Raw genomic sequence first — 16,001 nt, 5'->3', positions numbered from 1 at the left:
TCTTACCTTAGAAGTGATAGCCCTCTTACTTCAAGGAGACACACTGATGGACAGCAAGGTCGTGGCGATCACCGGGGCGAGCAGCGGGATCGGGGAAGCCACCGCGCTCCTGCTCGCCGCCGACGGCGCGAAGGTGGTGCTCGGGGCACGCCGGTCCGAACGGCTCGAAGCACTGGCGGACCGCATCACCGCCGCGGGTGGCACGGTGGCCTGGACCCGCACGGACGTCCGGCGGCGCGAGGATCTCGCGGCGCTCGTCGCCTGCGCCCAGGCCGAATTCGGCAGGCTCGACGTCCTGGTCAGCAACGCGGGCATCGGCCCGATCTCGCCACTCGACGACCTGCGGGTCGAGGACTGGGAGCAGATGGTGGACGTCAACTTCAAGAGCGTGCTGTACGGGGTCGCGGCCGCGCTGCCGGTGTTCCGGGAGCAGCGGACCGGGCACTTCGTCAACGTCGTGTCCACCGCGGGCCTGCGCGTGGTGCCGAACCAGTCGGTCTACGCCGCGACGAAGAACGCCGTCCGCACCTTCTCCGAAGGCCTCCGCCAGGAAGCGGGCCCCGACCTGCGCGTCACCTTGATCTCGCCGGGCGTCATCGACACCGACTTCGCCGACTCGATCACCGCACCGGCGGTAAGGGCGGAAATCGCCACGGCCCGCGACAGCCTCGGCATCCCACCGGAGGCGATCGCCCGGGCCATCGCCTTCGCCATCGACCAGCCCGCGGCCGTCGACGTGGGCGACATCGTGGTCCGGCCGACCGCACAGGCCTGAGCCGTCAGCGCCGGGCGATGGTGAGGTCGTCGCCGCGGAGGACGGCTTGGTGCAGGCGGCGGGGCAGGGGGCCGGGTTCGACGCCCAGGTCGTCCACCAGGCGGCGGCGCAGTCGGGTGAACACGCCCAGCGCGTCGGCGCGGCGGCCGCTGCCGTACAGGGCGCGCATCAGCAGGGCGGCGAGTGGCTCGCTGTGCGGGTGCGCCGAGGTCAGCACAGCCAGTTCGCCGATCGCGTCGGCGTAGCGGCCCATGCGCAGCTGCAATTCCAGTTTCTCTTGCATCACAACGGTCCTGCGCTCGTTCAGCCGCCGTCGCGCGCCTTCGGCGAAGGGGCCCGGAAGGCCGGACAGCGGCTCGCCCTGGTACAGCGCCAATGCGTCGTCGTACCGGCCGACCGCGGCGGTCAGGTCACCGTCGCTGGCGAGTGCGGCCGCGTCGGCGGTGACCTGCTCCAGGGTGTCCACGTCCAGTTCGACGCCCTCGCCGGAAAACCGGTAGCCGCCCCGATCCCGGCCGATCACCGACTCCTCCTGGCCGTCACCGGGCCGCAGGCACTTGCGCAGCCGGTAGACGTACACCGGCACCACCTGCGCGGCGGGCGGCTCCATGCCCCACACCGCGTCCAGCAGTTCACCTCGACTGACCGGCGTCCCGGCGCGCAGCACCAGCGCGGCCAGCAGCGCCTGCTGCCGCACCGGCCCCAGGTCCACCGGTTCCGCGCCACGCCAGGCCCGCAGCGGGCCGAGGACCGCCAGCCGGAGCGGCGGCACCGGAACCGGCTGGGAACCGACCACGGAGAGCCGGGGCTCCTCCTCGCCCAGCCCGAGCCTGGCCACGATCCGCCCGAGGTGGTGCTTCACCGCGACTTCGGCGATGGACAGTTCGGCGGCGATCTCCGCGGTGGACAGGCCACGGCCGACCGCCCGCAGCACGCCCCGCTCGCGCGCGGTCAGCAACGCGACGGGCGAGTGGACCTCTTCGGCTTGGGTCAGCACCACGGCGGGTTCTCCGTTCTCGGCTGTCTGGCCTGCTCCCCCGATGCTGGTGCCGGTGCCCGGCCCGAACCAGGCCGGGCACCGGCCGTATGTGGCCGGTCCCGCTAGAGTCCGGTTCGTGACGGGCCGGTTCAGTGCGCTGCTGCGGCAGTTGCGGCTACAGGCGGGGCTGACGCAGGAGCAACTGGCGGAACGCGCCGAGGTGGGCATCCGCACCATCCGCGGCTTCGAGACCGGCGAACGGGCCAACCCCCGCGTGTTCACCGTGCGGCGGCTGGCCGACGCGCTGGGCGCGAAGCCGGTCGAGCGCGACGAGCTGCTCGCCGCTGCCGTCAACGCCGAAGCAGCCGAGACAGTCGAAGCACCCGCCGGGCCGGTGCCCCGGCAGCTGCCCGCGCCACCGGGCCGCTTCGTCGGCAGGCGCCGCGAACTCGACCACCTGACCGCCACGCTGGACGGCGCGGCCGCCGAGGGGGCGACGGTGGTGGTCTCGGCGATCAGCGGCGGTGGCGGCGTCGGCAAGACCTGGCTGGCGCTGCACTGGGCCCACCAGCACCTGGCGGACTTCCCGGACGGCCAGTTGTTCGTCGACCTGCGCGGGTTCGCCCCCAGCGGCCGGCCGATGACCTCGGGTGAGGCGATCCGGGGCCTGCTCGAGGCGCTCGGCGTGCAGCCCGCCGCGATCCCGGCCGACCCCGACGCCCAGGCCGGGCTGTACCGGAGCCTGGTGGCGGGCAGGCGGATGCTGATCGTGCTGGACAACGCCCGCGACAGCCACCAGGTCGCGCCCCTGCTGCCCGGCGGCCCGGCCTGCACGGTGGTGGTGACCAGCCGCGACCGGCTGGCCGGGCTGGTCATCGCGCACGACACCCGGCCGATCACCCTGGACCTGCTGTCCGAAGTGGACGCCCGCGACCTGCTGCGGACGCGGCTCGGCGAGCAGCGACTGGCCGCCGAGCCGGAGGCGACCGCGGATCTGCTGGCGTCCTGCGCGGGGCTGCCGCTGGCGCTCGCCGTGGTGGCCGCCCGTGGCGCGCTCCGGCCCGACATCCCGCTGGCCGCGCTGGCCGCCGAACTGCGCGACGCCGCCACCCGGCTGGGCGCGCTCGACGCCGACGACCCGGCCGCCAGCGTGCGCGCCGCCGTCTCGTGGACCCACGCCGCGCTCGAACCCGAGCAGGCCGAGTTGTTCGCCTCGCTCGGACTCGCCCCCGGACCGGACATCGGCCTCCCCGCCGCCGCCTGCCTCGCCGGCCTCCCGGTCGAGCGTGTGGCCCAGGCATTGCGCCGGCTGGAACGGATTTCCCTGCTGGAGGAACACACCGCCGGGCGCTTCCGCATGCACGACCTGGTCCGGCTCTACGCGACCGAACGCGCGCACCAGGACCTCTCCCCCGGCACGCCGTCCGCGGCTTTGCGGCGGCTGGCCGAGTTCTACCTGCACACCTCGTACGCCGCCGACCGGCTCCTCAGTCCGCAGCGCCAGCCGATCGAACTGCCCGAGCCCGACGAAGCGTGCCCGCCACAGCGGCTGGCCGACCAGGGCGCGGCCTGGGCCTGGTTCGACGCCGAACACACCAACCTGCTGGCCACGCACCACCTCGCGGTCGACCGGGGCTGGCACGCCCTGATCTGGCGACTGGCGTGGGCGCTGCAGAGCTTCCGGTGGCGGCGGGGCCTGCTCGACGAGAACGTGTCGATGTGGCGGGCCGGGCTGCTCGCCGCCGAGCGCTCCGGCGATCCGGCCGCGCAGATCCTGGCCCACCGCCTGCTCGCCCGCGCCTACGTGCTGACCGGCCTGCGCGCGGACGCGTCGCAGCACATCCGGCGGTCGCTGAGCCTGGCCGAAGCGGCCGGTGACGTGCTCGCCCAGGCGAACGCCCACCACGGCTTCACCCTGATCTGGTCGGGGCAGGACGCCCGGCGGGCGGTGAAGCACGCCCTCGCCGCACTGGAGCTCTACCGGTCCATCGGCTACCGGGTCGGGGAAGCCGACGCGCTCAACACCGCGGGCTGGCACGAGGCCCACCTGGGCGAGTACGACCAGGCGCGTGCCCACTGCGAAGCCGCGCTCGTCCTGCACCGCGAGCAGCAGGACCGCTTCGGCGAGTGCCTCACGGTGGACAGCCTCGGCTACATCGCCCTCCACAGCGGGCGCCACGCCGAGGCACGCGATCACTACGAGCAGGCCATCCTCCTGCACCGGGGCAACGGCAACACCTACGCCGAACCCGACGCGCTCGAATCGCTCGCCCGGACCGAGGTCCTGCTGGACAGGCCCGAGAAAGCCCGTGCCGCACTGGAAAGGGCGCTGGACCTGTACGAGAGCCAGCACCGCGACGAGGAAGCCGGACGAGTCCGGGTGGCACTCGGCTCGCTGAGCTGAACTTCGCTCACGGCAACGGGAAATCATCGGGATTTCATTGCCCGGCGCTAGCGTGCGCCGCGACGAGCACGCTGACGTTAGGGAGGGACGCGCGATGGCGCGCAAGAAAAGATGGCTGGCGGTGGCAGGGGTGGCGCTGGCCACCACCGCGACCGTGACGGTCACGGCACCCAGCGCCGAACCGGGCGCGACGACGATCCGCTACACCGAATTCGGCATCCCGCACATCACCGCGTCGAGCTTCGAAGGCCTCGGCGAGGGCTACGGGTACGCGGCCGCCAAGGACAACATCTGCACGCTGGCGAGCACCTACCTGATGGTGAACGCCGAGCGGTCGCGGTACCTGGGCCCGGACGGGTACGCGAACACCGGGACCTCGGGCGGCACGACCAACCTCAACAGCGACCTGTACTTCCAGCGGATCAAGGACAACGGCACGGTGGAGCGGCTGGCCGACCTGCCCGCGCCCCACGGTCCCGAGCCGGAGGTGAAGGAAACCGTCCGCGGTTACGTCCAGGGGTACAACCGGTACCTGGCCGAAACCGGCGCCGACGGCATCACCGACCTGGCCTGCCACGGCGCCGCCTGGGTCCGGCCGATCACCGAACTGGACGTCTACCGGCACGTGCACTCCGAGGTCATCATGGGCGCCGCCCAGTACCTGCTGGACGGGCAGGTCACCGCGGCACCGGCGGTCGGCTCGGCCCAGGCGCCCGCCGGAGACACCGGGGCGAAGATCGTCGAGGCGATCTCCGCGGGGCACCGGCACGGGGTCGGCAGCAACGCGCTCGCCGTCGGTTCGCAGGGCGTCGCCGGTGGCGGCAGCATGCTGCTCGGCAACCCGCACTTCCCGTGGCAGGGCAAGAACCGCCTGTGGCAGAGCCAGCTGACCATCCCCGGCCGGTTCAACGTCTCCGGCGCGAGCCTGCTCGGGCTGCCCGTGGTCAACATCGGGCACAACGAGGACGTGGCGTGGAGCCACACGGTGGCGACCGTGGCGCCGTTCGGCCTGTTCGACGTGCAGGTCGATCCGCTGAACCCGACCAAGTACCTGGTCGACGGCCGGTGGGAGGACATGACCGCCCAGCAGGTCAGCGTGGACGTGCGCAATCCGGACGGGACGATGGGCAAGGTGAGCCGGACGCTGTGGGCCACTCGGTACGGCCCCATCACCACCTCGCTGGCCGGTGTCCCGCTGCCGTGGGTGGTCAGCGCGCACGCCGTGCGTGACGTGAACATGGACAACCTGCGCGCGGTGAACACCTGGTTCCGGCTGGACCAGGCCCGCGACACCGACGACGTGGTGCGGATCCTGGAAAGCACGCAGGGCAGCCCGTTCTTCAACACCGTGGCCTCGGACCGCAAGGGCAACGCGCTGTACGCCGGGATCCAGGCGGCGCCGAACATCACCGACGAGCACGCCAAGTCCTGCCTCACCCTGACCGGTCAGGCCACGTTCTACGGCCTGCGGCTGCCCGGCACGCCTCCGGTGTCCATTTTGGACGGCAAGCGCAGCGAATGCGACTGGCCCGCCGATCCGAACGCGGTCGCGCCCGGGCTGCTCGACCCGAAGAAACAGCCGCGGCTGACCCGTGCCGACTTCGCGGGCAACGCGAACGACAGCCCCTGGCTGGCGAACCCGGCCGAGCCGTTGTCGTACCCGCGCGTGATGGGCGACATGGGCACGACCCGATCGACCCGGACGCAGGAGCTCATCCTGACCGCGCAGAAGCGCCTCGACGGCACCGACGGGTTGCCCGGCAAGGGTTTCACGCCGGAGTCGATGCGGAGCCTGCTGTTCGCCGACCGCAGCCGGACCGCGGAACTGGCCCTCGCGGACACGGTGAAGATGTGCCAGGGCTTCCTCGGCGGGCTGGCGCCGTACAGCGGTGGCCTGATCAACGTGAGCCAGGCCTGCCCGGTGCTCGCCGCGTGGGACGGTACGTACCGGTTGGACAGTCGCGGGGCCTGGCTGTTCGAGAAGTTCTGGGCGAACCTGCCCGTACCGGACCTCGGCGTGGGCCCGGTCGAGACGGCACCGTGGAAGGTGGGCTTCGACCCGGCTGATCCGGTGCACACGCCGAACACGCTGGACACCGGCCGGGCGGACGTGTGGCTGGCGTTCGGCAACGCCGTGCACGCGCTGCGGAAAGCCGGGATCCCGTTGGACGCCCCGATTTCGGCTGTGCAGACGGTGACCCGCGACGGCGAGCGCATCCCGGTCCACGGCGCGCCGGGCTCGCTGGGCGTGCTGAACGTGATCACGCCGGGCGTCGACGCGGCGGGTGCACCGGAGGTCACCTGGGGCTCGAGCTTCATCCAGCAGGTGTCGTTCACCGGCGACGAACCGCCGCAGGTGTCGACGTTGATGACGTACTCGCAGTCGGCGGCTCCCACGTCACCGCACCACGCCGACCAGACGAAGCTGTTCTCGGCGGGCCACTGGGTCACCGGCCGGTTCACCGAAGAACAGATCGCCGCTTCCCCGGTCCTGCACACCACCACGCTCGACTAGAGCATTGCCAGGAGTGGGGCATTACTTGCGTTGAATGCTAGTAATGCCCCACTCATAGCATTGGCCGCCGCCGTGGACGCTTCAGCCCTGGTCGCAGAGCACGGTGGTCACGGTGACCCCGCGGTGCACCGAGTTCCCACCGCCCACGGAGTCGCTTTCGCCGCCGATGTTGTTGATGACGTTCGCCGCGACGAAGGCGGACCGGCCGTCGGTGGTGGCCGCCGCGACCGACTGGTAGCCGGGCCAGAGGCCGTAGTGGCCCCAGGCCTCACCACCGCACGGCAGCGGGAACCGTTCCAGCCCCAGGCCGTAGCCGTTCACCGGGCCACCGGCCGCCGGCTCCAGCATCTCGGCCAGTTGCGCGGGCGGGACCACTTCCCCGGCCATCAGCGCCTGGAAGAACCGGGTGGCGTCGGCCCCGGTGGTCACCAGGCCACCGCCGGACAGGCCGACGCTCGGCTCGATCAGCTCGGTGAAGTCGACGTAGAGGAACCGGCCGACGTACCCGCGGACGTGCCCCGGCGGCAGGCTCTTGTCCCCCGGCGTCGGCAGGTACGTGCCGGTCAGGCCGAGCGGGCCGGTGATCCGGCCGGCCAGTTCCTGGTCGTAGCTGTTCCCGGTGACCCGCTCGATGATCATCCCGGCCAGGATGAAGTTGGTGTTCGAGTACTGCTGCCCCGCGCCCGGCGCGAACAGCGGCGGCTGCGCGAGACCCCAGCCCGCGACCTCGGCCAGCGTGTGCGGCCGGAGGTGTTCGATCGGGTTGATCCCACCCCCCAGCCACAGGTACTCGTTGACCCCGCTGGTGTGGTTGAGCAGCTGCCGGACGCTGATCAGGTCGCCGTCGTAGCCGTTGCCCCGGACCACACCGGGCAGGTAGGTCTCGACCGAAGCGTCCAGGTCGACGTGCCCTTCCGCGACCAGCTGCAGCACGATGGCCGCGGTGAACGGCTTGGTCAGGCTGCCCGCGCGGATCCGGTCACCGGCTCCGAAGGGGCGGTTCTGGCCCAGCGCCGTGGTTCCGCTGGTGACGCCCCACATCCCGGCCTGCTCCCGGACGACGGCGGCGGCACCGGGGGCGCCGTTGCTGGCCCGGTAGGTGTTCACGGCCGCCTGGGTGACGGCGTGGTCCTGCGCGGACGCGGGCGCGACGAGCACCACGCCCGCCGAGAGGACCAGTGCGGTGAGCGCGGCTTTCGCCTTCATTGCCGAATCCCTCCGCCGCGCTCAGTCGTTCACCGGCGTGAAACCGGCGCCGGGGGCGTCCGGGCCGCGCGTGGCGATGTCGTCGAGGATGTTCTTCGCGCTCGTGTAGACGAACGGCGGCATGGTCAGCGCCACCCGCGTCACGATGCCCGCCCACTCGGTCGCCGTGCCGTCGTTCCTGGCCAGCACCAGCGGGCCGCCGGAGTCTCCCGGCACGTTCACCGCGAACGAGGTGATCAGCCCGTCCGCGTTGGACCCCACCAGCCCGCAGGTCTTCCCGGTGGTCCGCCCGTCCTTGCACACGTTCGAGCCCACCGCGGGCAGGCCGCCCTCGAGCACGCGGTCGATCCGCAGGGCCGGGCCGTTGCTGCTCAGCGTCACCTTGGCGGGGTCGTACTCGATCACCGCGTAGTCGTGGAACGCCTGGTCCGCCGAGACGTGGGCGTAGTGCCCGATCGGCCCGAGGTCCCGCTTGCCGGGGTAGTACAGGTCGCCGCCACCGGCGCAGTGGGCCGCGGTGATCCCGATCAGCCTGCCCGCGTTGTCCGTGCCGACCGGCCCCAGCGTGCACAGGGTCAGCCCGGCGCCGTGGTCAAGCTGCAGCCCGTTGGTGACGACCACCTTTTCCTGCGCACCAGCCCCCGGCGCGAGCACCAGCCCGGCCGCCGCCACCACACCGGCCACCAGCGCCCAGCGCGAAGCCCTCGTGGAAACCATGGAGAACCACCCCTCGTCTCTCGCCCGGCACCCGTCGCGCCGAGCGAGGCCAACCTAGGCAGCGGCGATGAAATCCTGACGAAACCCCGATTCCGGGCCGATGACCCGCCAGGATGACGGGATGATAGCCAGAACCTGGTCCGCGCGAGCGACCGAGCAGGGCGCGGAGGACTACCGCGCCTACTTCGAGCACACCCTCCTTCCCCGCCTCCGCGAGCTACCCGGCTTTTCCGGTGCTTACCTGCTCTCCCGCGAGAACGCCGGGCTGGTCGAGCTGACCACGCACACGCTGTGGGAGTCACCGGCGGCCATCCGCGCCTTCGCCGGTGAGGACCCCACTGCCGCGGTCGTCGAACCCGAGGCCCGCGCGTTCCTCCGCGCGAGCGACTCGCGGGTGGTCCACCGGACCGTGCTCCTCGCGACGGGCACCGATTAGTTCCGTGCCCCGAACTTGTCGGTACCAGGTGGAAGAGTCATCCGCGGGAGCGAGGAGGAGCCACGATGGCGACCGAACCGACGAGCCGGCAGGTCTCGGAGTTCAGTGAACCGGGCAGCACGGTGGTGCCGTGGGCCGAGGTCGAGCGGGTGCTGCGCGAGTCGGAGATGTTCTGGCTGTCCACCGTGCGCCGGGACGGGCGCCCGCACGTGGTGCCCCTGCCCGCCATGTGGCTGGACGGCAGGCTGCACTTCTGCACCGGGGCGCACGAGCAGAAGGCCCGCAACCTCGAGGCGAACCCGCGGTGCGTGCTCACCACCGGGACGAACTCCTACCGATCGGGCCTCGACGTGATCGTCGAAGGAACGGCGGCGCAGCTCCGCGACGAGAAGACGCTGACCGTGCTCGCGGAGTTGTGGCGCGACAAGCTCGACTGGCCGTTCGAGGTGGCCGACGGCCAGTTCAGCGACCCCGGCAACGACGACCACCGCGCCCCGGTCTACGCCGTGACCCCGGCCAAGGTGCTGGCCTTCGGCAAGGCCCCGTACCGGCAGATCCGCTACACCTTCGGCGATTCCTGATGGCGCAACGCGGTCTCCAGCGCGTCCTCGGCCGCGCAGGTGAGATCGGGGACCACGCCGACCTGCTCCCAGTTGGTCCGGGTGACCGCGTTGACCGAGCGCGCGCTCGGCAGGTGCAGTTCCAGCACGTCGGTGAGCGCGATCGACTCGACCGGGTGCGCGCCGCCACCGGTCGTCTCGCCGACGACCTTCGCGCGCTGGAGCGCCTGCAGGTTGTAGGCGAGTTCCTCGCACCCGGAGAAGGTCTGGCGGCTGGTCAGCACCAGGATCGGCGCGTCGATCCTGGTCGCCGCGGGCGTCGTCCAGTACTGGCGCGTCGGGCCGCCGCGCTCCTCGATGTCCTGCAGGTGCACCGGTTCCTTGCCGAGCAGGTAGCCGCAGATCAGCGCCACCGTCCGGGGAGTGCCGCCGCGGCCCTCACGCAGGTCGATCACCAGCGAGGTGGCCGAGGCGAGCAGCGTGAACGCGGCGCGGACGTAGGGCTCGGCGAGGTGCACGGGCGAGAGGTACGGCGCGATCTGCAGCACTCCGGTGCCGCCGTCGAGCAACCGCACCTGACGGATACCGCCCGCGTTGCGCTGGGCCTCGGCGGCGTGCAGCGCTTCGTACTCCGCGCCGCCGAAGCCGGTCGCCGCGCCCTGCGGGCGGTGCCGCACCCGCAGGTGGCGGTCGTTGTTGACGCGTTGCAGGCGGCGGGTCAGCGTCTCGGCCATCGCCTCCGGCTCCAGGCCTGCCAGCTCAGGAGCCAGTTCCGCCACGCCTCCGGCGATGGCGGGGGCGTCGCTTTCGAGGATGTACCGCTCGCGGACCAGCGCCTGGAGCCGGTCGAGCAGTTCGGGGATTCCGGTCATGAACGCAGTCAAGCAACGGGCTTGCGCAAGCGACAACAATCCTTGACGCTTGAACCGTGCCCGAGGTCCTCCACGCCACCAGCCCGGCCCAGATGCGGGCTTTCGCGCATCCCACGCGACACCGGATCTGGCGGGACCTCGGCCCCGAAGGCGCGACCATCAGCCAGCTGGCCCACCGACTTCGCGTCAACAAGGGCAACATCGCGCACCACCTCGGCGTGCTGGCCGAGGCGGGCCTGGTGCGCAAGGGGCCCACGCGGACCGTGCGCGGTGGCACCGAGCAGTACTTCGTCAAGACCGCGGCCAAGGTCAGGTTCGGCCCCGGGGAGGACGGCGTGGCCACGAAGGCGATGCTGGCCACGATCGCCGACGAGATCCCCGCCCACGACGAGGGCGCCCTGCTGCTGCACCGGGTGGTCCGGTTGACCGCGGCGCAGGCCCGAGCGTTGCAGGACCACCTCGAGTCGGTGGTGCACGACCTGGCCCCGGCGAACGAACGCGAAGCCGAGTACGGGGTGCTGGTCGGGCTCTACCGCCGAGCCTGACACCCACCGGCCTGGCCCACTTCGGGGTAGCGTCAGCGGACACCCGATCTGGGAGGTACCGGTGCACAAACTCCTGGCCGCCGCGGCGACCGCGCTCGCCGCCTCACTGCTGCCCGTCGCTTCGGCCTCGGCCGCCCCCGAAGCGTCCGCGCGCGACACCTTCTACTGCGCCGCCGCGACCACCTGGACCTTCTGCTCGTCCAGTCCGAGCGACCCGAACCCGCGGATCTGGCGGTTCGGCACCCCGGTCAGCGCCCACGTGCTGGTGAACAACCACGCCGCCGGTGGCGAACGGTGCCGGATCGTGGTCAACGGCGGTACCTACGACACGCGCACCATCGCACCGACGTACCAGCTGTGGACCTGGCTCGGCAACACCGGCGACGAGCCGGCCATCAGCCTGGAATGCGTGCGCGCCGCCGCCAGCGGGGACGCGGGAATCGGCGGGTACATCCAGTTCAACTACTGAGCCCGTCACAGCGTGGCGTGCGGCGCGGGAACCATCTTGGTCATCCGCGGTGAGGGCAGGACGCCGAGTTCCCGGTGCAGCAGGCCGCGGTAGTGCTGGTAGTGCCGCAACGCGGAACCGGTGTTGCCCTGCGCCAAGTGCACGGCGATCACCGTGCAGTGCGCGCTTTCCCGCACCGGGTCGATGGCGATGGCGGTCAGCGCGGCCTCCAGCGCGGCCAGGTACGAACCCGCCGAGAGCAGGCGCCGGGCGATCGCCTCCAGGGTGTGCAGCCGGACCTGTTCCCAGCGCTGCCGTTCCGCCACCAGCCACTCCTCCGACCAGTACGGCAGCAGGTCCCGGCCGAGGAGCCCGGCCAGCCACTCGTCGGCGCCCGGGTCGGCGCGGTGGGCCGAGTCGAGGGCACGGCTGAGGTCGACCGCGACCAGCGGCGACAGACGCAGGTGCTCGGTGGCCGCCTCCACGACCGGGTGCTCGGTGGACCGCCGCACCTGCCACAACGCCTGCCGCAGGTTGGCCGCCGCACGCTGCCGCCTGCTCTCCGGCCACAACTGCTCGGCCGCCGCCGAGCGGTTCACCGGCAGCCCGTTCCGGACGCCGAGAAAAGCCAGCAGCCGCTGCGCACCCCGCGGCAGGGAAACCAGTTCACTGCCGACCACCAGTTCGAACCGGCCGAGCAGCGTCAATTGCGAACACCGCGCTAATCTGCCGTCCATCGCCGATTCGTCCATGGTTCTCCCTCATTCCCGTCGTCACCATTCACCGGCTTTCGAGCATCGCACCGCAGGCGTCTCCGGCGCGACTCCCCCGCGCTCCGCCCCCCGTCGGTGTCGCCGTCTCCGGCACGTACGCGACAGCTTCTCCACCTGCGGTGGGCTTGACTTCCCCACTGAGGAACACCCGGAAGAGACCTCGGGGCCGGTAACGCGACTGCGCGTGGACCTCCGGCCCGGAATTCGACGGGCGCGGGTAATGCCAATGGCCCAGTGCGCTTTTTCCGCCTTGGTCCAACCCAGTGGGTGAACGCACATTCGGGAGATCGGCCGTGGTGCGTTCCGGCGACATCGGGCAGACGGCGGCTCCGGAAGCTGGTCCCGGGGTCGCACCCGGCCCCGGGAATCCGCAGCACGAACGAAGGAGCCAGCCATGCCGGACGCACAGATCAAGTCGGTCAATATCGAGATCGCCTCGGCCGACCTCGAAACGCTGAAGAACGGCAAGTACCAACTCTGCTTCGCCAAGAAGGTCAACGACACCTACAACGTCGTCTGGCAGTCGGCCGACGCCTACCTGTCGAACAACACCTTCTCCTGGCAGCCGCTGTACCAGTTGTTCGGCAGCAACGAGTTCAAGGGCGACGTGGGCGTGCACGTGGCCACCAACCAGGTCAGCATCGGGCTCGGCGAACAGGCCACGATCGACTCCGGCGGCGTGCTCGGCGAAGCCTCCTCCGGCGGGCCGGCCACCGCGATCACGATGGTCAACGACTACGGCCCCATCCACCCCGGGCTCTGCGCCTACTCCACCGACATCCAAGGCAACTCCACGACGACGCCGATCTACGTGGCCGAGGACCCGATCGTGTCCGGCTCGGACACGCTCACGCCGGTGGAGAGCGTGCAGGTCTGGTTCGAGCAGGACGTGAAGACCAGCACGATGTTCAGCACGGCCCGGTCGAACTCGGTGGAGATCGACCTGACCGAGCACGACAGCGCGACCCGGCTCTACAGCGATGGCGGCTGGTCGACCCCGAAGAGCTCGGCGTTCTCCGTCGACCCGGTGTCCATCATGCTGCTGGTCGCCACGCTGACCGCGGCGGTGGTCGTGCACGACCTGGCCACGAAGATCACCTCGAAGCTGACCGGCGTCTACAAGGACATCAAGGTCGACGTCGGGATGGTGGCGGGCAACGTGATCACCATCGAGTACCGGGAGCAGCCGGGGCTCAGCGGCGCGCGGCTGAGCCAGACGCAGTTGCTGCTGCTCAACCCCACCACGGTGGACCAGCTGACCGGGATCACGCTCGACGCCTTCGCCCAGCTCGGCGTGGGTTACGTGCAACTGGCGGCGAACGCCTCCGCCTGACCGGCCGAACGGCGGCATCCCTGGGCCCGGGGTGCCGCCGTTCGTGCGTATGCGCTGGCGCGACCGGAGTCCGGGCGGCTTCACTGTGGGTGGTTCGCCAACAACTGGGGGCACTCGTGAGAATGTTGCGCCTCGTCCTGCCGTTGCTCCTCCTACTCGGCCTCGCCACCCCGGTCGCGGCGGCCGTGCCGCCCGCGCTGGTGATCGGCCACGACTTCCCCGATCCGGACGTGCTCCAATCCGGCGGCACCTACTACGCCTACTCGACCAGTTCCTCGCGCGGCCGCGTACCGTTCGCGACCGCGCCTTCGCCCTCCGGTCCGTGGACCGCGCAGGGTGACGCGCTGCCGCAGAAACCCGCGTGGGCCGGGAACGGCGGCTTCTGGGCGCCCGACGTCTCACGGCGCTCGGACGGCCGGTTCCTGATGTACTTCACCGGCCCGAGCACCGCCACGGGCCGCATGTGCCTCGGTGCCGCGCTCGCGAACGGGCCCGCGGGCCCGTTCCAGCCGACCTCGGCCCAGCCGCTGGTGTGCCACGCGGGCGAAGGCGGTGACATCGACCCGTCGAGCTTCGTCGACACCAACGGGGCCCGGTACCTGCTCTACAAGAACGACGGCAACGCGATCGGCCAGCCCACGATCATCTGGCTGCAGCCGACCGCCGCCGACGGCCTGAGCTTCACCGGCAACCGGGTCGAACTGCTGCGCAACGACCGGCCGGAGGAGTCCGGCGTGATCGAAGCGCCGGTGCTGGTGAAACGCCCGTCCCAGTACGTGCTGTTCTACTCGGCCGGGATCTACACCTCGGGCAACTACCAGACCGGCTACGCGGTTTCCGGCTCGCTGACCGGTTCCTACACGCGTGCCTACCGGCCACTGCTGACCACGGCCAGCCTGGACGGCGCGGTCAACGGGCCGGGCGGCGCGGACGCGGTCGGTGGCACGATGTTCTTCCACGGGCACCTCGGCGGCGGCGGACGCGGCATGTACGCGGCGAGTCTGGGGTGGGCCAACGATTTCCCGGTGGTGCGCGGCAGCCGCGTCCGCTATGAGGCCGAGCGCGGCACGCTGCACAACGCGGTCGTGCGCAGTGGCGCGGCGGGTGCCTCGCAGGGCCAGGTCGCGGCCGGGATCGACCAGCCCGACAGCTGGGTGGAGACCTCGGTTTTCGCCCCGGTGGCCGGGAACTACACCGTCCACATCGGATACTCGGCGGGTTATGGCGCGGCCCAGCACACGCTGACGGTCAACGGTGGCGCGGCACAGGTGGTGAACTACCCCGATCGAGGCTGGGACAACTGGACGCAGGTCGCCGCGGAGGTGAACCTGGCGGCCGGTACCAACACCCTGCGGCTGCAGCACCTCAGCCGGTGGGCGGAGGTGGACTACGTCGAAGTGGCGTGAGCGGGGCTATCGGCAATTTCGCCGGTCCGCCACCGTTTTCCTGGCCGGGCGAGCCGGCCTGCCGACACAATTCGGCACGGCCGACTCCCCTATCCCGGAGAACCCCATGCGACTGCGCACCGCTTTGCTCGGCATCATCGCCCTGGCCACCACCCTGCTCCCGGCCACCGCGGAGGCCGCCGGGTCACCGCCGTCCGTGCTCGGCGGTTCGGGCCCCTACTCCGCCGGTTACGAGACCACCTTCCGCCTGCCGGGCCACACCATCTACCGCCCCGGCACGCTGCCCGCGGGGATCAAGCTGCCGATCGTGGCGTGGGGCAACGGCGCCTGCCGCGCGGACGGCACCTGGTTCGAGAACATCCTGACCGAATGGGCGTCGCACGGTTTCCTGGTGATCGCGAACGGCAGGCCGGGCGGCTTCGGGCAGACCGATCCGGAGATGCTGATCGAGTCGATCGACTGGGCCGTCGCGGAGAACTCGCGGCTGGGCAGCAAGTACCGCAACAAGATCGACACCACGAAGGTCGCCGTGATGGGCCAGTCCTGCGGCGGCATCGAAACCTACGAGGTGGCCGACGACCCGCGGATCACCACCACCGTGCTGTGGAACAGCGGGCTGCTCGACGACAGTCAGAACGACCTGCTGCAGCAACTCCACGCGCCGATCGCCTACTTCATCGGCGGGCCGAGCGACATCGCCTATCCGAACGCGATGGACGACTGGCAGCGGCTGCCCGCCGGGCTGCCCGCGTTCATGGGCAATCTGGACGTCGGCCACTTCGGCACCTTCGACCAGCCGAACGGCGGCGAGTTCGGCCGGGTCGGCGGGCACTGGCTGAAGTGGCAGCTCAAAGGCGACCAGGCGAGCAAAACCCAGTTCGTCGGCCCCACCTGCGGCCTGTGCTCCACCGACTGGGACGTCCAGCAAAAGAACCTGACCTGACCCGCCGGGCGACTGTCACGAAGGTGGCTTTCGAGACGTTTTCCGTCCCGAAAGCCACATTCGTGACACCAGGCCCCACCGTTCACGGC

Annotated in this window: 15 protein-coding genes; 10 read left to right on the top strand and 5 right to left on the bottom strand. The window is 71.1% G+C overall.

Annotated elements, in window-relative coordinates; translation table 11 throughout:
* Window positions 1-46: 46 nt before the first annotated feature.
* Window positions 47-775: an SDR family oxidoreductase gene (locus JOM49_RS20445; protein WP_209665868.1), complete on the top strand. Its 729-nt coding sequence runs from the start codon at window positions 47-49 to the stop codon at window positions 773-775.
* 4 nt (window positions 776-779) lie between these two features.
* On the opposite strand, the gene JOM49_RS20440 is transcribed toward JOM49_RS20445, so the two are convergent.
* On the bottom strand, window positions 780-1,775 hold the full coding sequence (locus tag JOM49_RS20440) for a BTAD domain-containing putative transcriptional regulator (protein ID WP_308158803.1): 996 nt from the start codon (window positions 1,773-1,775) through the stop codon (window positions 780-782).
* 115 nt (window positions 1,776-1,890) lie between these two features.
* Between JOM49_RS20440 and JOM49_RS20435 the strand changes: the two genes are divergently transcribed.
* Both JOM49_RS20435 and JOM49_RS20430 read left to right on the top strand, forming a co-directional pair.
* On the top strand, window positions 1,891-4,158 hold the full coding sequence (locus JOM49_RS20435; RefSeq protein ID WP_209665866.1) for an ATP-binding protein: 2,268 nt from the start codon (window positions 1,891-1,893) through the stop codon (window positions 4,156-4,158).
* A 94-nt stretch (window positions 4,159-4,252) separates the two neighbouring features.
* Entirely contained in the window at window positions 4,253-6,673 is a 2,421-nt protein-coding gene (locus JOM49_RS20430; protein ID WP_209665865.1) for a penicillin acylase family protein, read from the top strand.
* Window positions 6,674-6,754: 81 nt separating this feature from the next.
* Here JOM49_RS20430 and JOM49_RS20425 read toward each other — a convergent pair whose 3' ends face one another.
* On the bottom strand, window positions 6,755-7,879 hold the full coding sequence (locus tag JOM49_RS20425) for a serine hydrolase domain-containing protein (protein ID WP_209665864.1): 1,125 nt from the start codon (window positions 7,877-7,879) through the stop codon (window positions 6,755-6,757).
* 21 nt (window positions 7,880-7,900) lie between these two features.
* Window positions 7,901-8,596 carry a chymotrypsin family serine protease gene (locus tag JOM49_RS20420; protein ID WP_209665863.1) on the bottom strand — a complete coding sequence of 232 codons (696 nt, stop codon included), beginning with the start codon at window positions 8,594-8,596 and terminating at the stop codon, window positions 7,901-7,903.
* A 121-nt stretch (window positions 8,597-8,717) separates the two neighbouring features.
* Here JOM49_RS20420 and JOM49_RS20415 point away from each other — a divergent pair, with 121 nt between their 5' ends.
* Both JOM49_RS20415 and JOM49_RS20410 read left to right on the top strand, forming a co-directional pair.
* On the top strand, window positions 8,718-9,032 hold the full coding sequence (locus JOM49_RS20415; RefSeq protein WP_209665862.1) for an antibiotic biosynthesis monooxygenase: 315 nt from the start codon (window positions 8,718-8,720) through the stop codon (window positions 9,030-9,032).
* A gap of 65 nt (window positions 9,033-9,097) precedes the next feature.
* Window positions 9,098-9,613 carry a pyridoxamine 5'-phosphate oxidase family protein gene (locus JOM49_RS20410; RefSeq protein ID WP_209665861.1) on the top strand — a complete coding sequence of 172 codons (516 nt, stop codon included), beginning with the start codon at window positions 9,098-9,100 and terminating at the stop codon, window positions 9,611-9,613.
* Here the strand turns inward: JOM49_RS20410 and JOM49_RS20405 are convergent.
* Window positions 9,592-10,500 carry a S41 family peptidase gene (locus tag JOM49_RS20405; RefSeq protein ID WP_281068324.1) on the bottom strand — a complete coding sequence of 303 codons (909 nt, stop codon included), beginning with the start codon at window positions 10,498-10,500 and terminating at the stop codon, window positions 9,592-9,594. The two genes, JOM49_RS20410 and JOM49_RS20405, sit on opposite strands and share 22 nt — an antisense overlap.
* Before the next feature lie 20 nt (window positions 10,501-10,520).
* Here JOM49_RS20405 and JOM49_RS20400 point away from each other — a divergent pair, with 20 nt between their 5' ends.
* Together JOM49_RS20400 and JOM49_RS20395 are read left to right on the top strand one after the other, a co-directional pair.
* Window positions 10,521-11,009, top strand: a complete 489-nt coding sequence (locus JOM49_RS20400) for a helix-turn-helix domain-containing protein (protein ID WP_209665859.1) — start codon at window positions 10,521-10,523, stop codon at window positions 11,007-11,009.
* Between the two features lie 61 nt (window positions 11,010-11,070).
* On the top strand, window positions 11,071-11,478 hold the full coding sequence (locus JOM49_RS20395) for a hypothetical protein (RefSeq protein WP_209665858.1): 408 nt from the start codon (window positions 11,071-11,073) through the stop codon (window positions 11,476-11,478).
* Between the two features lie 5 nt (window positions 11,479-11,483).
* Here the strand turns inward: JOM49_RS20395 and JOM49_RS20390 are convergent, their stop codons facing one another.
* Complete coding sequence (locus JOM49_RS20390) at window positions 11,484-12,209, bottom strand: AfsR/SARP family transcriptional regulator (RefSeq protein ID WP_209665857.1); 726 nt, start codon at window positions 12,207-12,209, stop codon at window positions 11,484-11,486.
* Between the two features lie 415 nt (window positions 12,210-12,624).
* Here JOM49_RS20390 and JOM49_RS20385 point away from each other — a divergent pair, with 415 nt between their 5' ends.
* The 3 genes from JOM49_RS20385 (at window position 12,625) to JOM49_RS20375 (ending at window position 15,912) form a co-directional block, all read left to right on the top strand.
* Window positions 12,625-13,563 carry a hypothetical protein gene (locus tag JOM49_RS20385; protein WP_209665856.1) on the top strand — a complete coding sequence of 313 codons (939 nt, stop codon included), beginning with the start codon at window positions 12,625-12,627 and terminating at the stop codon, window positions 13,561-13,563.
* Between the two features lie 122 nt (window positions 13,564-13,685).
* Window positions 13,686-14,969 (top strand): family 43 glycosylhydrolase, encoded by a 1,284-nt coding sequence (locus JOM49_RS20380; RefSeq protein WP_209665855.1) that lies wholly within the window; start codon window positions 13,686-13,688, stop codon window positions 14,967-14,969.
* 106 nt (window positions 14,970-15,075) lie between these two features.
* On the top strand, window positions 15,076-15,912 hold the full coding sequence (locus JOM49_RS20375; RefSeq protein ID WP_209665854.1) for a poly(ethylene terephthalate) hydrolase family protein: 837 nt from the start codon (window positions 15,076-15,078) through the stop codon (window positions 15,910-15,912).
* Window positions 15,913-16,001: the final 89 nt, after the last annotated feature.

The organism is Amycolatopsis magusensis, assembly GCF_017875555.1.
GTDB classification, from domain to species: Bacteria; Actinomycetota; Actinomycetes; order Mycobacteriales; family Pseudonocardiaceae; genus Amycolatopsis; species Amycolatopsis magusensis.
The sequence above is the reverse complement of the archived record's forward strand: the minus strand, read 5'-3'. Positions and strand labels throughout refer to the sequence as shown.